This window comes from Streptomyces sp. NPDC048664, from assembly GCF_040650555.1.
Taxonomy (GTDB): domain Bacteria; phylum Actinomycetota; class Actinomycetes; order Streptomycetales; family Streptomycetaceae; genus Streptomyces.
The window spans coordinates 52,375-69,619 of the sequence record NZ_JBEZHK010000014.1; the positions used below are offsets into that span (position 1 = coordinate 52,375).

The 17,245-nt window shown below is 72.7% G+C and carries 11 protein-coding genes; 10 read left to right on the forward strand and 1 reads right to left on the reverse strand.

Going from position 1 to position 17,245, the window contains the following annotated elements; all coding sequences use genetic code 11:
* The first annotated feature begins 195 nt into the window (after positions 1-195).
* Together AB0C59_RS17415 and AB0C59_RS17420 are read left to right on the forward strand one after the other, a co-directional pair.
* Positions 196-3,507 (forward strand): right-handed parallel beta-helix repeat-containing protein, encoded by a 3,312-nt coding sequence (locus AB0C59_RS17415; protein ID WP_363005308.1) that lies wholly within the window; start codon positions 196-198, stop codon positions 3,505-3,507.
* Between the two features lie 69 nt (positions 3,508-3,576).
* Positions 3,577-4,788, forward strand: a complete 1,212-nt coding sequence (locus AB0C59_RS17420; RefSeq protein ID WP_363005310.1) for a S8 family serine peptidase — start codon at positions 3,577-3,579, stop codon at positions 4,786-4,788.
* A gap of 265 nt (positions 4,789-5,053) precedes the next feature.
* Here AB0C59_RS17420 and eccCa read toward each other — a convergent pair whose 3' ends face one another.
* Positions 5,054-8,974: a type VII secretion protein EccCa gene (eccCa, locus tag AB0C59_RS17425; protein WP_363005485.1), complete on the reverse strand. Its 3,921-nt coding sequence runs from the start codon at positions 8,972-8,974 to the stop codon at positions 5,054-5,056.
* A 280-nt stretch (positions 8,975-9,254) separates the two neighbouring features.
* Here eccCa and eccD point away from each other — a divergent pair, with 280 nt between their 5' ends.
* From eccD to AB0C59_RS17465, 8 genes are all read left to right on the forward strand, one after another.
* Positions 9,255-10,655 (forward strand): type VII secretion integral membrane protein EccD, encoded by a 1,401-nt coding sequence (gene eccD, locus AB0C59_RS17430; protein ID WP_363005312.1) that lies wholly within the window; start codon positions 9,255-9,257, stop codon positions 10,653-10,655.
* 55 nt (positions 10,656-10,710) lie between these two features.
* The gene (eccB, locus tag AB0C59_RS17435) at positions 10,711-12,237 is read left to right on the forward strand and encodes a type VII secretion protein EccB (RefSeq protein WP_363005314.1); all 1,527 of its coding nucleotides are present in this window, start codon (positions 10,711-10,713) and stop codon (positions 12,235-12,237) included.
* A 155-nt stretch (positions 12,238-12,392) separates the two neighbouring features.
* Positions 12,393-12,734 carry a hypothetical protein gene (locus AB0C59_RS17440; protein ID WP_363005316.1) on the forward strand — a complete coding sequence of 114 codons (342 nt, stop codon included), beginning with the start codon at positions 12,393-12,395 and terminating at the stop codon, positions 12,732-12,734.
* Positions 12,735-12,789: 55 nt separating this feature from the next.
* Positions 12,790-13,113, forward strand: coding sequence for a WXG100 family type VII secretion target (locus tag AB0C59_RS17445; protein WP_363005318.1), 324 nt, complete (start codon positions 12,790-12,792; stop codon positions 13,111-13,113).
* Positions 13,114-13,210: 97 nt separating this feature from the next.
* Entirely contained in the window at positions 13,211-13,666 is a 456-nt protein-coding gene (locus tag AB0C59_RS17450; protein ID WP_363005320.1) for a type VII secretion system-associated protein, read from the forward strand.
* 66 nt (positions 13,667-13,732) lie between these two features.
* Positions 13,733-16,393: an AAWKG family protein gene (locus AB0C59_RS17455; RefSeq protein WP_363005322.1), complete on the forward strand. Its 2,661-nt coding sequence runs from the start codon at positions 13,733-13,735 to the stop codon at positions 16,391-16,393.
* A complete protein-coding gene (locus tag AB0C59_RS17460) occupies positions 16,393-16,893 on the forward strand; it encodes a YbaB/EbfC family nucleoid-associated protein (RefSeq protein WP_363005324.1) in 501 nt (166 codons plus the stop codon). Before AB0C59_RS17455 ends, AB0C59_RS17460 begins: the two co-directional genes overlap by 1 nt.
* A complete protein-coding gene (locus tag AB0C59_RS17465) occupies positions 16,886-17,242 on the forward strand; it encodes a hypothetical protein (RefSeq protein ID WP_363005326.1) in 357 nt (118 codons plus the stop codon). Before AB0C59_RS17460 ends, AB0C59_RS17465 begins: the two co-directional genes overlap by 8 nt.
* Positions 17,243-17,245 lie beyond the last annotated feature (3 nt).

A 17,245-nucleotide genomic window follows, 5' to 3' on the forward strand; every position in this document is an offset into this window, starting at 1 on the left:
GGTACGCCGGGCGGGGCGGGTTCCCGAACACGCATGCGACGATGGGGGTCGCCGGAAACCGGCGGGCACTCGGACCGGACCTTGTGTGGATCGGCGTCGTGATCGCCCGGCATGATGGTGCCCGCCCACGCCAGGCACCGCCGGGCCCCCGTTCGTTCCCTGGGGTCCCGGTGCCGTCAACAGGAGGTTCCCCCCTTGTCACGCCAGGTACTGACGGTCGGCCAGGATCGGTCGGACGGCTATCGGACGATCGGTGAGGCCCTGGCGAGGGCGCGCAGCGGTGCCGTCATCAGCGTGCTCCCCGGGACCTACGCGGAGAACCTGACGGTCACGACCCCGGTCACCGTCGTCGCCGAACAGGGCCGCGGCACCGTGGAGATAGCCCCCCGCCGGGGCAGCGCCGTCGTGCTCAAGGCGGACGCGGTGATGCTCACGGACCTCGGACTGCGCGGCCGCGACGAGGAGCTCCCCGTCGTGGACGTGCCGCGCGGTCAGGTCGCGATGGACGGCTGCGAGATATCGGGCACCGCCTGGGCGGCGCTGCTCGCCCGGGGCAGCGGCTCGCTGGCCATGCGGGACTGCCGGATCAGCAACCCGGGCGGCGCCGGGGTGGTGGCGACCTCCGCCGTGGACAGCTCCATGGAGTCGTGCACCGTCGAGCACCTCGGCACCTCGGGCGTCGTCATCGGTGAGAGCGGCCGGATCACGGTGCGCGGCTGCACCATCCGGGACGCGCGGGGCAACGGCGTGCTCGCCAACGGCGAGGCCCAGGGCTCGGTCGAGGAGTGCGACATCTCCTCCACCGACAAGCCCGCCATCGCCCTGGAGGACCGCAGCACGACCCGGGTGCTGCGCACCGTCGTCCACGACACCAGCACCGGGGTGCATCTGACCAGCCAGGCGCGGACGACCCTGGAGGACGTCCGGGTGACGGTCACCTCCGGTCCCGGTGTGGTCCTGGGCGGCGGCACCGACCCGCTGCTGCGGCGCTGCCGGGTGGCGCGCACCAAGGGCCACGGTCTGCTGGTGACCGAACGCTCCCGCGGCATGTTCGAGGACTGCTGGCTGGACGCCGCCCAGGCGCCGGCCCTGCGGGTCGCGGGGTCCGCCTCCCCCGTGCTGGTCGGACTGACGGTGCGGGACTGCGCCGAGACCGCGGTGCTGCTGGAGGAGGACTCGGCAGCCGAGCTGGACCGCCTGGAGGTACTGGACGCGGGCGGCGCCGGGATCTCCATCCGCACCGGGGCCAACCCGCTGGTGCGGCGGGCCCGGATCAGCGCGCCCGGCGGGCACGGCGTGGAGATCGTCAAGGACGGGCGGGGCCGGCTGGAGGACTGCTCCGTCGAGCGGCCGGGCGGCGCCGGTGTCCGGGTCGAGAGCGACGGCAACGCCTACGTCGCGGGCGGCAGTGTCGACGCCGCGTCGGCGAGCGGTCTGTCAGTGGGCACCGGCGGCGTCATGACCGTACGGGACGTGGAGGTCCGCGCCCCCGCCGAGTCCGGGATCACGGTGGAGGCCGACGGTGAACTGACCGCCACCCGGGTGCGGGTGAGCGGCGGCACCGGGCACGGTGTACTGGTCGCCGACGGCGGTCGGGGTTCCTTCAACGCCTGCGAGGTCGCCGGGGGCGCCAAGGACGGCTTCCGGATCGAGAGCACGGCGCCGGTCTCCGTCGTCAACTGCACGGCGCGCGACAACGCCGGAGGCGGTCTCGTGCAGGCCAGGCCCGGGGACCGGCTCGCCGTGGAGGGCCTGACCAGCAGCGGCAACGGCAAGCGGGACGCCTGGGGGCTCGGCGAGGCCGAGGGCGCGGACCCGGCGGCCGGGGGCGACGGCGACGCGCTGACCCGTGAGGACGGGCCGCTGGTCGCGCTGGACGGGCTCATCGGCCTGGACAACGTCAAGCACCAGGTCCGTACGCTGGTGAACCTGACGCAGCTCGCCCAGCGGCGCGCCCGACTCGGCATGTCCGCGCCGCCGATGAGCCGCCACCTGGTCTTCGCGGGGCCGCCCGGCACCGGCAAGACCACCGTGGCCCGGCTCTACGGCACCATCCTCGCGGAGCTGGGCGCGCTGCGCTCGGGGCATCTGGTGGAGGTCTCGCGGGCCGACCTGGTCGCCCAGATCGTGGGCGGCACCGCCATCAAGACCACCGAGACGTTCACCAAGGCCCTCGGCGGTGTGCTGTTCGTCGACGAGGCGTACACCCTGCTGTCCGACGGGCGCGGCTCCGGCGCCGACTTCGGGCGGGAGGCCGTGGACACGCTGCTGAAGCTCATGGAGGACCACCGCGAGGACATCGTGGTGGTGGCCGCGGGCTACTCGGCCGAGATGGAGGGCTTCCTCGCCTCCAACCCCGGTCTCGCCTCCCGCTTCTCGCGCACCGTCGAGTTCGAGAACTACACGGTGCCCGAGCTGGTGGCCATCGTGGAGAGCATGTGCGTGCGCCACCAGTACGAACTGGACGACACCGCGCGCGCCGCGCTCGCCGTGCACTTCGAACGGATGCCCAGGGACGCGACGTTCGGCAACGGACGTGCGGCACGGCAGGTGTTCGAGGAGATGGTGGACCGGCAGGCGTTCCGGCTCGCCTCGCTCGCGGAGGTCGGGGAGCGCGATCTGACCCTGCTCGTCGCGGAGGACCTGGGTGAGGAGGTCGCCGCCGCGGTGTCCGGCGGGTCCGGCCCGGGGCAGGAGAGCGACCCGCTCGCCCGGCTGGGCGACCTCGTCGGCCTGGCCGCCGTCAAGCGGGACGTCACCGACCTGGTCAACCTGCTGTCCACGGCGCGGCAGCGGGAGGCCGCCGGGCTGCCCGTACCGCGCATCAGCCACCACCTGGTCTTCACCGGGCCGCCCGGTACCGGCAAGACCACCGTGGCCCGGCTGTACGGCGAACTGCTGGTCTCGCTGGGCGTGTTGCCGCGCGGTCAGCTCGTGGAGGTGTCGCGCGCGGACCTGGTGGGCCGGTACGTCGGCCACACCGCGCAGCTCACCCGCGAGGTGTTCGAACGGGCCCTGGGCGGTGTGCTGTTCATCGACGAGGCCTACACCCTCACCCCGTCCGGGTCGTCGTCCGACTTCGGGCAGGAGGCGGTGGACACGCTGCTGAAGCTCATGGAGGACCACCGCAACGAGGTCGTGGTCATCGTCGCCGGATACACCGAGGAGATGGAGCGGTTCATGTCCTCCAACCCCGGTCTGTCCTCGCGTTTCTCCCGGCGGGTGGAGTTCGCCGACTACTCCTCCGACGAACTGGTCACGATCGTGCGCCAGCACGCCACGACGTCCGGGTACGAGTGCGGGACGGGCACGGGGCAGGTGCTGCGCGAGCACTTCGACTCGCTGCCGCGGGACCGTTCGTTCGGCAACGCGCGGCTGGCGCGTCAGGTGCTGGAGGGCATGATGACCCGTCAGGCCGGACGCCTCAGCACCATGGCCGCCCCGGGCATCGACGACCTGCGGCTGCTGCTGCCCGAGGACCTGCCGTGGCGGGAGCCGGCCGTGTGAGGAGCGGTCGACCGCTCAGGAGGGTCCGCCGGTGCGGGTGGTGAGCATGCCACGCTTAGGATGCGTGGCATGCGACGCCTCCCCCGCGCCCTGGGTGCCCTGATGCCGCTGCTCCTGACCTCGGCGACGGCGGTGGGAGCCACCGCCCCCGCGGCCTTCGCGGCGGGCGGCACCGTGAAGTTGCCGGTGCTGCGGTCGCAGCTCGCCGACGGGGCGGCGTGCGCGGGGGCCTCGGGTTCGGTCGCCTCGGCGGTGCCGTGGGAGCAGCAGAGCCTGGGACTGTCCAGGCTGTGGGGGCTGGGCAGCGGGGCCGGGGTGACGGTCGCGGTGGTGGACACCGGGGTGTCGGCGCAGGCGCCCGCGCTCCGCGGCCGGGTCACCGCCGTCGGCGGGGCGGGCACCGACTGTGTGGGGCACGGCAGTTTCGTCGCCGGGCTCATCGCCGCGGCCCCGGTGGAGGGCGTGCGGTTCGCGGGAGTGGCCCGTGGCGCGCGGGTGGTGGGCGTACGGGGCACGGACGAGCGTGGTGCCGCGACGGCGGCGAGCGTGGCCGAGGGGATACGTGCCGCGGTGGATGCCGGGGCTCGGGTCGTGGCGGTCTCCCCCGCCCTGACCGGGAGTTCCGCCGCGCTGGACGCCGCGGTGCGGTACGCCGCCGGGCGGGATGTGCTGCTGGTGGCCGCCGCGGTCCCGGACGCGCCCGCCACCGATGCCTCCGCGTCGGCGCCGCCGCCCCGGGACTACTGGCCGGCGGCCGCTCCGGGCGTGCTGTCCGTGCTCGACGTGGACGTGGCGGGCAGGCGGCCGCGGGGGGCGTACGTGCCGCGCGCGGCGGATCTGGCGGCGCCCGGGGACGGGGTCGTCGGGCCCGGGCCCAAGGGCGCAGGGCACTACATCGGTTCGGGGGCCTCGCTCGCCGCGGGCTATGTCGCGGGGACGGCGGCTCTGGTGCGCGCCACGCATCCCTCGCTGACGGCGGCGGAGGTGGGCCGCCGGTTGACGGCCACGGCGTATCCGGCGGACGTGGCGCGGGTGGATCCGTATGCGGCGCTGACGTCCGTGCGGGGGGCCTTGCCGGCCGTGCGGTCGGGTGGCGGCGGGGGCGGGGCCGTTCGGCTCCCCTCCGACGAGGCGGGATCGAAGGCCACTCACCGGGCGGTGCTGGTCGCCCTGGGGGGCGGGGGCGTGGTGCTGCTCGTGGCCTGGGCCGCGGTGGTCGCTCCTCGGGGACGGGCCCGGGGATGGCGCGCGGGCCCTCTGCGCAGTTCCCGGCGCCCCTAGAGGGCCGGCTTCCGCGCGTCGTCGACTGCGGGCACGCCCGGGGAATCGCGCGGTTCCCCGCGCCCCTGAGGGGTGACGCCTGAGGCGCGTGTGCGGGTGCGGGTGCGTGGCGGGTTTTTTGCGCGGTTCCCCGCGCCCCTGATCGGTGCCTCCTGGGGTGCGATGGCGCGTGCGGGTGCGTGGTGGTGCTTTGCGCGGTTCCCCGCGCCCCCCACAGAGGTGAGGTGCTGCGCGGGGGGGCTCGCGCTTCTGCGGGGGCCTTTCTCTACTCCTCGGCCAGGGCCGTCTGGATCAGGGTGGGCTTGCGGCGGGATACGTGTTGGGCTCGGCCCGGGGGGAGGTTTCGGGGCTTGATGGTGCCGAAGACGTAGCCCTCCGACGGGGGGCAGGACATCAGCAGGCCGGGGGTGTTGACCTCGTCCAGGCGGCGGAGCAGTTGGTCGTTCAGGCCTCGGCTCGCGCCGGTCGCCGAGCGGACGACGACCAGGTGCAGTCCGACCTCGTGGCCGAGGGCGAGATGGTCGAAGAGCGGGGCGAAGGGGTGGTCGAAGGCGTTGCTGCCGCCGACCATGTCGTAGTCGTCGACGAGGACGAACAGCCGCGGCCCCGTCCACCAGTCCGCCTGACGCATCCGGGCCGGGGTGATGTCGGCGCCGGGCAGCCGGGTCTTGATGGCGCGGGCCGAGCCGCCCACCAGTTCGCGCAGCCCGTCCACGGACACCGCGTGCCCGAGGCGGTACTCCTCCGGGACCGCCTCGGCCAGTTCGCGCCGGTAGTCCACGATCAGGATGCGCGCCTGGGCCGGGGTGTAGCGGGCGGTGATGCCCTGGGCGACCAGGCGCAGCAGGTTGGTCTTGCCGCTCTCCGTGTCGCCGACGCCGACGAGGTGCGGAGTGCGGCTGAAGTCGTGCCAGACCGGGGACAGCGTCTCCTCGTCCAGGCCGAGGGCGATGCGCAGGCCGTCCCGGGTCTCGGGGGCCGGGAGTTCGGCCACGGGGAGGCGGTGCGGGAGCATCCGTACCGACGGGGCCACGGGGCCCCGCCAGGCCTCGGCGACGCTCTCCACCAGCTGGGCCACGCCGTCCGTGAGGTCCTCGGCGTTCTCCTTGCCGTCGATGCGCGGCAGCGCGGACAGGAAGTGCAGCTTGGAGTCGGTGGTCAGGCCGCGGCCGGGTGACCGCGGCACGGTGGCGGCCTTGCGGACGTCGACCACCGAGTCCATGGTGTCGCCGAGCCGCAGTTCGAGGCGGGTGGCGATCTGGTCGCGGACCTGGGCGGACAGTTCCATCCAGCGGGCCGCCGCGACGACCAGGTGGATGCCGTAGTTCAGGCCGCGGGCGGCGATCTGGTTGAGGACGGGGAGGAGGTGGTCGAAGTCCTGGCGGACCGTGGACCAGCCGTCCACCACCAGGAACACGTCGCCGTGCGGCTCGTCGGCGAACTCGCCCGCCGTGCGGCGCCTGCGGTAGGTGGCCATCGAGTCGATGGAGTGGTCCAGGAAGAGCTGCTCGCGGTGGTTGAGGACCGCGGTGACCTCGGCCACCGTACGGGTGATGCGCTCGCTGTCGAGCCGGGCCGCGACCCCGCCCACGTGGGGCAGCCGGGCCAGGGAGGACAGCGTGCCGCCGCCGAAGTCCAGGCAGTAGAACTGCACTTCGCGCGGGGTGTGGGTGAGGGCCAGCGCGGTGATGAGGGTGCGCAGCGCGGTCGACTTGCCGCTCTGCGAGCCGCCCGCGACGCCGACGTGGCCGCCGCTGCCGGACAGGTCCACCACCAGCGGGTCGCGCCGCTGGTCGAAGGGCTTGTCCACCAGGCCGACGGGAACGCGCAGGTGCCCGGTTCCGGGCCACCGCGGTGAGGTCAGTCCGCGCTCCGGGTCGGGGGCGAGGCCGGGCAGCAGCGCGTCCAGGGTGGGGGCGAGGCCCAGCGGCGGCAGCCACACCTGGTGGGCGGGCGGGCCGGAGCCGCGCAGCCGGTCCAGGGCGACCGACATCAGCGTCGGGCCGCTCTCGTCGTCCTCCGCCGTGGCCGGCTCCGGGTCGGGGAGCTGTACGGGGGCGCGGGGCACCACCCAGCCGGCCGTCCACGGCACCACCTGGCTGGCCACGCGCTCCCGGGCCTCGGCTCCGCGGCGCCGCCGGTAGGAACCGGAGACGTAGGCGGCCCGGAAGCGGGTGAGCGCCTCCACGCCGCTCTTGAGGAAGCCGGCGCCGGGCTGCGAGGGCAGCTGGTAGGCGTCGGGCACGCCGAGCACGCCGCGGCTCTCCATCGCGGAGAAGGTGCGCAGGCCGACGCGGTAGGACAGATGGCTCTCCAGCTGGTGCATGCGCCCCTCGTCCAGACGCTGCGAGGCCAGCAGCAGATGCACGCCCAGCGAGCGGCCGAGGCGGCCGATCATCACGAACAGGTCCATGAACTCACGGTGTGCGGCGAGCAGTTCGCTGAACTCGTCCACGACCACGAACAGGCTGGGCAGCGGGTCCAGGGCGGCCCCGGACGCGCGCGCCTTCTCGTACTCCAGGGCCGAGCTGTAGTTGCCCGCGGCGCGCAGCAGTTCCTGACGTCGTATCAGTTCACCGTGCAGGGCGTCCTGCATGCGCTCCACGAGCGCGACCTCGTCGGCCAGGTTGGTGATGACGGCGGAGGTGTGGGGCAGTTCGTCCAGGCCGAGGAAGGTGGCGCCGCCCTTGAAGTCCACGAGGACGAAGTTGAGCGTCTCGGAGGAGTTGGTGAGCGCGAGGCCGAGCACGAGGGTGCGCAGCAGTTCGCTCTTGCCGGAGCCGGTCGCGCCGATCAGCATGCCGTGGGGGCCCATGCCGCCCTGCGCGGCCTCCTTGATGTCCAGTTCGACCGGAGCGCCGTCGGCGCCGACGGCGACGGGGACGCGGAGCCGGGCGGCGCCGGTGCCGCGCTTCCACAGCGTGGCCGGGTCGTGGCGGTGCAGGTCGGGGATGCCCAGCAGGGCGGTGAGTTCCACGTCGGTGGAGAGCGGTTCGACGGCCTCGGCGGTCAGGCTCATCCGGTACGGCGCGAGCATCCGGGCGAGCGCCTCGGCACCCTTGGGCCCGATGGCGTCGGGGCGGCCGAGCGGGGTCGTCTGCTCCTTGCGGCTGCTGTCGGTGCGCACCAGGCGCAGGGAGTCGGGCCGCAGGTCCAGGCGGAGCGTGGTGCGGCCGGGGCGCCAGCGCAGCGCGCCGGACAGGTCGAGGACGACGGCGTTGCGGAACCCGGGCCCGTCCAGGCGGTGTCCGGCGGGGACGGTGACCCCGTCGACGACGATCACGGTGAACGGCTCGTCACGGCCGGGCAGCGCGTCGGCGTCGAAGACCGGGCGTTCGGTGAACTCGGCGCCGAGCAGGTCCTCCAGGTCGTTGAAGGCGGTGGCGACCATGCGGGCGGGCCCGGCGCCGTCCTGCTCCTGCGGATGCAGGTTGTGCGGCAGCCACTTGGCCCACTCCCACTCCGCGCGGCGCTCGTCCGCGACGCACAGCGCGATCCACAGCTCCTCCGGCGGGTGGAAGAGGGCCAGTTGGCACAGGGCGGCGCGCACGGCGGACCGTATCGCGTTCTCGTCGCCGCGCATCAGCACTCGCACCCAGGAGCGCAGGTACAGGGCGATCGGCTGCTCCGGGACGGTGCTGTAGGCGCGTACGAACCGGCGCAGGGCGTGCGCGGACAGCGGGTCGAGGTCCTCGACGGGCTTGGTGGACAGCGGGGTCAGGCGCATCGCCAGCTGCTGGTCGCCGACGGCGATGCGGACCTCGGCGAAGTCGTCGTCCTTGGGACGCCGTTCCCACAGCCGGGTGGTGCGCACCATGGAACGCAGGGTGGCCGGCGCCGGGTGACGCCACGCCAGGGCCAGTTGCTGTTCGATCACGGCTCGGTGAACTTTGCGCCGGGTCTGGGACAAATACCGCAGATAGTCGCGGCGTTCGCCCCGCAGCCGCTGCTTGCGGTCGCTGCCCTTGCGCATCACCTGGCCGACCATCATGGCGCCGGCGGCCAGGACCATCATGCCGAGCGCCATGTAGGTGAACACGCTGGCCGAGGCCCCGGGCCGCACGAAGATCAGCATCATGGAGACGGACATCATCGCCATGGGCAGATACGTCCATACCGCCGCGTTGTCGGGCACGGTCTCCGGGAGCGTGGGCGGCTCCTGGAGGTTCAGCTCCCCCTGCGGCATCTGCGGGCCGCGTCGGCGACCGGGACGGCGGAACAGGACAACACTCAACGAACCGGCTCCTTCTGCGGCGACGCGACGCGCGGACCTGACGCCCTCGCGTCGCGGACGACGCGCCCCCGTACGTGGACAACCGCGGACAACCAGGGGGCAACCTCGGGGCAGTTCACGGAAACCGCCTGGACAGCAGTAGTCTGCATGTGCATCACACGCACGTCCAAACGTGCCTCACACATGTGTCCAAGTCGCCTCGGATGCCTCCCGGGAAGCGTGACCCTCATTCATGACTGACACCTCGGTGGCGGGCCTGTGCCGCCTCACCGTCCGTGCCCCCGCCCATGTGCTCGACCTCGCGGTGCCCGCGGACGTGCCGGTCGCCGACCTCCTCCCGATCCTGCTGCGGCACGCGGGCGAGGACCTGGAGGAGAGCGGCCTGGAGCACGGCGGCTGGGTGCTGCAGCGCGCGGGCGGCCGCCCTCTCGACGAGGAGGGCACCCTGGAGACCCTGGACGTCCGGGACGGCGAGGTGCTCTATCTCCGCCCGCACACCGAGGCGTTGCCCGAGGTGCGGCTGGACGACCTGGTCGACGGGATCGCCGGTGTCACCCGGGAGACCCTGCACGGCTGGAGCACCGAGGCGAGCCGGCGACTGCTGCGCGCGCTGGTCGTGGCCGCCGTGCTGACGGGCCTGGGCGTGCTGGCGTGGCCGGGCGGCCCGGTCGCCGCCCGCGCGATCGCGGCGGGCGTCGCAGGCCTGCTGCTGCTGGCGGGCGCCGCCTCCGCGGCGCGCGCCGTGGGGGACGCGGCGGGCGCGGCGACACTGGGGCTGCTGGCCGCCCCGAGCCTGGCGCTGGCCGGCTGGCTGCTGCCGGGCGGGGAGATCGCCGGGTCGAACGCCCACCATGTGCTCGGCGCCAGGCTGTTGGCGGCGGGCGCGGCGGGCGCGGGCGGCGCGGTGCTGGCCCTGGCGGCGGTGGCCGTGTACACCCCCTACTTCCTGGCCGGAGCCGTGGTGGCGCTCACCGGCGCGGTGGCGGGCGCGCTGATGAGCGTGCTGGACGTGTCCGTGGACGCCGCCGCGGCGGCGGTCGCCACGATCGTGGTGCTGTTCGGCGGCTTCGTCCCGGCCCTGTCCTTCCGGCTCGCGGGCATGCGGATGCCCGCCCTGCCCACCAGCCCCCAGCAGCTCCAGGAGGGCATCGAGCCGTACCAGGGCGAGGACGTCGCCACGCGCACCGAGTTGGCGAGCGGCTGGATGACGGCGCTGTACGGGGCGACGGGCGTGGTCTGCGCGGCCTGCCTGGTCGCTCTGAGCCACCGTCCCAGCCTTCCCGAGGCGCTGACCGCGCTGGCCCTGTCCCTGCTCCTGCTGCTGCACGGCCGGGGCATGGTGAACACCGGGCAGCGGCTGAGCCTGGTGGTTCCGGGCGCGTGGGGCGTGTTCCTGCTGGCCGTCCAGTACGCCGCCTCCCTGGACGCGGGCGAGCGGCCGACCCTGGTCGGGGGGCTGCTGGCCCTGGCCGCCGTCCTTGCCGTGGCCTCCTGGACGATCCCGGGCCGGCGCATGGCCCCGTACTGGGGCCGGGCCTTCGAACTGCTGCACTCCCTGCTGGCGATCGCCCTGCTGCCGCTGACCCTGTGGGTGCTCGGCCTCTTCGGCGCCCTGCGGGCCGTCAGCGGCTGAGACGGCGTAGCGGCAGCAGCGACAGGCCCACGACGGGATCGACAGGAAGACGACCATGCAGTCCAAGCGCGACCAGGTGCAGGCCCACACCTTCGTCATGAGCCGGCTGACCTCCGGCATGCTGATGGCCGACCCCGACGCCCCGGAGAGCCCGCTCGGGCGCACCACGCGCGGCGTCGTCGTCGGCACCGTCATCACGGTGCTGATCGCGGCGGGCGCCACGGTGTACGGGCTGATCAACCCCGGTGGCAACGACTCCTGGCGCGACGCGAGCAGCCTCATCGTCAACAAGGACACCGGGGCCCGGTACCTGTACGTGGACGGCCGTCTTCGCCCGGTGCGCAACTACGCCTCGGCCCTGCTGATCGGCGGCCCCGGCACCAAGACCACCGACGTGGGCTCCGCCTCGCTGCGCGGCACCCCCGTCGGCACCCCGGTCGGCATCCCCGGCGCCCCGGACTCGGTGCCGGGCGCGGGCGACCTGGACCACGGGGCGTGGCAGGTCTGCTCCGCCGCACCGGCCCCGGGGAGCGCGGGAGCCGCCGGGAGCGCGGGAGCCGCCGGGGACGCGGGCGGCACCGGAGCCCGGGCCGCCGTCACCGCCGTGGTCGTGGGCGCCCCGGCGGCCGGCACCGGGGTGGCCGCGGACCGCGGCGTCGTGGTCCTGGGCCCGGACAGGGCGACCTACCTGGTGTGGCGCGGCAGCCGGCTGCGGCTGGACAAGGCGTCCGGGGCCGCCGTCTCGCTGGGCTACGGCTCGGTCACCCCGCGGCCCGTCTCCGCGGCCTTCCTCGACGCGCTGGTCGCCGGGCCCGACCTGGCCGCGCCCGAGGTCGTCGGCCGCGGCACGGCGGGGCCGTCGCTGGACGGGCACGCCTCCACCGTGGGCCAGGTGTTCCAGGTGCGGGTGCCCGGCTCCGCCGCCCAGTACTACCTGCTGCGCCGGGAGGGGCTGGTGCCTCTCACCGACACCGGTGCCGCCCTCGTGCTCGGCGACCCCGCCACCCGCAAGGAGGCCTACGCGGGCGCGGCGCCCACCGCCTTCGTCATCGGCGCCGCCGCCCTCAAGGAGCACGCGGCGCCCGGCAGCGAGAGCCGCTCCCCCGCCTCGGGCGGAACGCCCGACTCTCCACCCCGCTCCCTGGACGTGCCGCCGGACTCCGCGGCGTGCGCCCAGGTGCAGCCGGGTCACGGCGGGACCCGGGTCACCACGGTCATGGTGCCCCTGGCCGCGGTCGGCCCGGCCGCGCAGGCGGACAGCGAGCGGCTGGTCCCGGCCTGCCTGCGGGTGGACGCCACCGTCGTACGTCCGGGGCACGGCGCGCTGGTACGGGCGCTCAGTGCGGACGGCTCGGCCGTCGGGGACACGACGTACTTCGTCGCGGACAACGGCGTCAAGTACCGCGTGCCGACCGCGACGGCGCTGCAGGACCTGGGGTACCGGCAGAGCGACGTCGAGGCGCTGCCCTCGCCCCTGCTGTCGACGCTGCCCTCCGGCCCGGACCTCGACCCGGCGGCGGCGACCGGCGGCACGGGTGCGGCGACCACCCCACCGGGCTGCGCGCCCGACAAGTCCTCTTGAGGCAACCGAATTCAAGGCACCTCACGTTGCCTTTTGGTTAACGCGGCTGAACAACTGCTCCCGGAGAGCACGGATTTCCCGCCGCGTTGCTCCGTTCCCGAGAACAACTCTAATCTTCAGCACAGCAGTTCATTCGTTCGATCGAAAGGCAGACCATGGCAGGCGATGGCCAGAAGTCAAGCGAGCAGGCGACACGCAACGGCATCCAGGCGCTGGAATCGGCCTTCAGCGGCATCATGAAGTCGCGCCAGGACGTGGACGGCACCCGCGCCACCCTGTCCAGCGGCTACCAGGGCAGCGACGGCGGCCAGTACGGGCAGCTCCTCCAGCAGTGGGACGACCAGTGCAACGTCATCCTGCGCAACCTGGAGGACATGATCGACAAGCTCAACACGAGCCTGACCGAGCACGGCAAGGCGCAGGGCTCCTCCAACGACGCGATCAACCAGGCGTACAACGCCTCGGACTCGGTCTTCCACCAGCTGACCGGCTCCTGACCCGCCCTCAGCCCGAGCCCTGACCCCCGCACCGACGACCGAGACGAGACGCCTCATGTCCGACAACCTCACCGACGGATACATCTACGTCGACTACGGCCACATGGAGAACGCGGCCGACGACATGGTCCAGCAGACGCGCGCCATCGCGAACACCCTGTCGTCGCTGGAGGCCGAGCTCAGCGAGCTCAAGAAGACCTGGTACGGCTCCGACGCCGAGGTCTACACGCAGAAGCAGGCGGCCTGGGACCAGGCGGTGCACAACATGGAGCAGCTCCTCACCTCGCACGCCTCGCTGCTGACGGACATCTCCGGCAACTACAAGTACAGCGAGAACTCCCTGTCCCAGATGTGGTCCGAGGTCCAGATCGGCCGCTGAGCCGCCGACCGCACCGACATCCCGCCCTCCGCCGTCCGGCCCCCGTGCCTGGACGGCGGTCGGGGCACCGCAGCAGGACGCAGAGCAGGAGGACGCGATGGCGGACCTGACCCATCTGGACAAGGCCGGGATGCAGGCCTTCGTCAACGGGGATCTCGCGGATTTCATCACCGCGATCGACAAGATCCGTAAGGACGACCCCGCGGGAGCGCGCGCGCTCAAGAGTCTTCTGGACGGCCGCAACACCGCCGACACCCTGCAGGAGAACCCGTTCCTCGCCATCGGGCTGATGGCGGGCAGCGACGACGTCCACGGGGCGAGCCTGATCACGAAGGTCAAGGCGATGGCCCAGTCGGTGGACGACATCTTCGGTTCGCAGAAGACGCTGTTCAAGGACATCGACACGGACGTGCGGGAGACGATCAGGACGCTGCTGGCGACCCAGGGCGACAACCTGGGCTCGATCGACGGCGAGAAGCTGCTCGACGTCTTCTCCGACGTCGACGGCGACCTGAGCGACACGGGTGGTTCCGGCCACAGCGAACAGCACTAAGGGCTGTCCCGCGGGCCCCTGTCCCGCCTTTCATCCGTCCCCCACCTCCGCGGAGCACACACCGCCATGCCAGCGACCAACGACGCCGACGACTACTGGGGCAAGGCCGTCAACCTGTACACCGGCTACCCCATGCCCAGCCGCAAGACGCTCTTCGACAAGCTGAAGAGCAAGGAGGGCATCCCGCTGTTCCGCATGGACATCCAGGACATGGACGTCCGGGCGGTCACCGCAGAGGACTACTCGGCGATCAGCGGCTGGATGAAGCACGACGGCGAGGACTACGACCTGGTCTTCTACACCGCCGGCGGTGACGGGCAGCACGACGACGGCGTGTCGATGCGGCGGGCGCGGATCGTGCTGATCGGTGTGCCCGTCGACGACAAGAGCAGGGCACGGCTGCTCGACCAGGGCGAGATGAGCTCGGGCGGCGCGTTCACCGGCCACTACGGCGACCAGTGGGACGCGGGCCCCATGTCGCAGTACATCAGCGGGGCGAAGGCGGCCCTCGACAAGCTGCTCACCGACCACAGCACCCGGGGCTTCTCCTACTCCGGTGCCACGGTGGCCGACGCGGAGGCCGTGGACCTCAACTCCTTCGAGCGGACCGCCGACGCCTTCGACCGCGCGGCCAAGTTCTTCATCGACCACGCCACGATCCTGGAGCAGTGGGAGACGTCGCTGGGCAGCGAGCAGTCGTCGTGGAAGGGCCAGGCGGCGGGCGTCTTCTGGCATCTGGTGCACCAGCTGCGCAAGAACTACGACAGCTACGTGACCCAGCTGGGCGGCACCGACTACCACGCCGCCAACACCACCGTGGGCGGCGTCACCCCGAAGTCCAAGCTCGGCGACTCCCTGGCCAAGGCGCAGCAGCAGCTGGTGACGGAGCTCACCAACCTCCAGACGGCGTGGACGAACTGGGCCAACACCCGGGAGCACGACCCGCACCGCGCGGTCCTGGAGATGCTGGACGACCTGTCCACCTGGGTGCTCGCCAACAACGTGCCGTTCATCGACGAGACGGAGAGCAGCACCGGTGACGGCGGGTCCAGCACCAGCTACTCGACCCGCGGCGGGTTCAAGCAGAACCATCCGACCTACGGCGACCTCAACGACACCCAATCCTGGAAGAAGCTCGGCGAGGCGGCGGTCGCCCGCTGGAACTCGTACGTGGACAACCAGTTGGTGCCGACCGCCACGACCTCGCTGTCCACGCTCAACGGCGACTGGATCGACGCGGGCACCGAGTTCGAGGACCCGCTGAAGACCAAGGACACCTCGTCGCTGTCCCAGTCGTACCAGCAGGAGCAGACCCAGCTCAACCGGGATCAGCTCAACCAGAACCAGCAGAACCTCAACAACATCCTGAACAACAACCAGCACGATCTCAACGACGGGCTGAACAATCTCGGCAACAACCTCAACAACCTCGGCGACAACTTCAACGGCCTCGGCAAGAACCTGAACGACGGGCTCAACAACTTCGGCGACGGGATCAGCAACGGTCTGAACAACAGCCTGAGCGGCCTCGGCAACGGGCTGAGCCACGGGCTGAACAACCTCGGCGCCGGTCTGAACAACAGCCTCGGCAACCCGCTGGGCGGCGGTGACCCGCTCCTCTCGGGCAGCACCCCGGCAGGTCTGAACGGGGGCCCCGGCCCGGCGTTCACGTCGGCGCTCAACGGTCTGACGGGCGGCGGTGCGAACGGTCTGAACGATCCGGGCGGCGGCACCACCCGGCTCAACTCCGACGGCACGCTGACCAGGACGCTCCCCGACGGCAGCAGCACCACCTTCAACCCGGCCACCGGCTCCCTGACGACGACCACACCCGGCGGCAGGTCCACCACCACGCATCTCAACCCGGGCGGCAGCTTCAAGAACTCCGACGGGTCGACGACGACCCTCAACCCGGACGGGACCCTCACCACGAAGTTCCCCGACGGCACCAGTACCACCGTCAACCCCGCCACAGGGCTGACCACGACCACCCACCCCGACGGGTCGACCACGACCACCCATCTCAACCCGGGCACGGGACTGAACAGCGGCGGCCACACCTCGCACCTGCCGGACCTCGACCTGCCCGGCACCCATCTGCCGGCCGGGCACTCCACCGTGGGCCTGAACGGCTCGGAGCACTCCCTGGACCACTCGCTGGACCATGCGCTGGAGCACTCCCTGGGCGGTCCGGCAACGAGCGGCCTGAACTCCGGAGCCTCGCACTCCGGGTCCCTCAACTCCGGCCTGGACGGGCATCTCGGCGACGACCTGGCCTACGAGGACTACGACAGCGACCCGTTCGGCGGCGGCGCGCTCGGCGCCCCCACCGGGTCCCCGGCGGCCGGCTCCGCCGCCACCCCGTCCAACGGCGGCACCCCGCTGAACCCGGGCGGCCTCGGCGGTATGGGCGGCGGCGGCAACTCCAACAGCAACGAGCGGGTCCGCAAGGTGCTGGACGAGACGGGCGGCGCCTCGCTGCGCCGTCCGACCGTCTCCCGCGGCACGGCCGCCGGGGAGGAGGAGGAACGGGAGATGGTGCTCTCCCGCGGCTCCACCCCCACCACCAGCTCCGGGTCGCCCGGCTACCCGGGCGGTGGCGGATCCCCGGCCGGCCAGGGCAACCAGTCCACCGAGAGCGGCGACCGGGAGCGGTCCAGCTGGGTGCCGGAGGACGAGGACGTCTGGGGCACCGACGAGGGCGGCGCCCCCGCGGTGATCGGCTGATGGGCGGCGTCGGTGGTGAGCGCCGGGAGCCGGCCCAGCCCCTGTCGATACAGCAGCGCCTCGCCGAGGCGATGGCCGAGCTGGAGGCCGTCCAGACCGGTGTGGCGCAGGCGGAGGAGGAGCTGAGGAGCGCGGCGGTCACGGTGCGGTCCGCCAACCGCGCGGTCGAGGTCACCGTCGGCCCGCAGGGCGAGCTGACGGGCCTGAGGTTCCTGGACGGGAAGTACCGCACCATGGCGGCGGCCGAGCTCGCCGCCAGCGTGCTGGAGTGCGCGGGTCAGGCCCGCACGCGGATGTCGCGGCGGGTGATGGAGACCTTCCGGCCCTTCACCGAGCCGAGTGCGCGGGTGCCCGAACTCACGGGTGTCGACGTCGACTGGTCGAGGGTCTTCGGGCCGCAGGTGCTGGAGGAGCCGGGCGGCGCGCCCGGCCGGGTGGGCGATCGCAGGCTGCGGGACGAGATCGTCGAGGACGCGGAGGACGAGGCGAACCATGGCTGACAACGACAACTCCTACTATGCCGACCCCGGCCGCATCCAGGGCGGTGTCCGGCAGATCGACCAGATCAGCTCCATCGCACGGGACATGATGCGGGACTTCGTCAACGAGGTGAACCTGACCCGGGACTGGACCGGCACCAGCGACAGCTTCGCCAAGGAGGTCGCCCCGCAGGAGAAGAAGGAGCGGGAGGGCGCGAGCGACACCGGGCAGGCGCTGGCCGACGCCGTCCTCTCCGTGGCCGACGGCACGACCGCCAACCTCAAGAACATCCTCACCACCCAGAGCGGGAACCTGGACGCCATCCACGAGTCGGGCGGCTCCCGCGGCGACACCAGCGGGAGACACTGAACC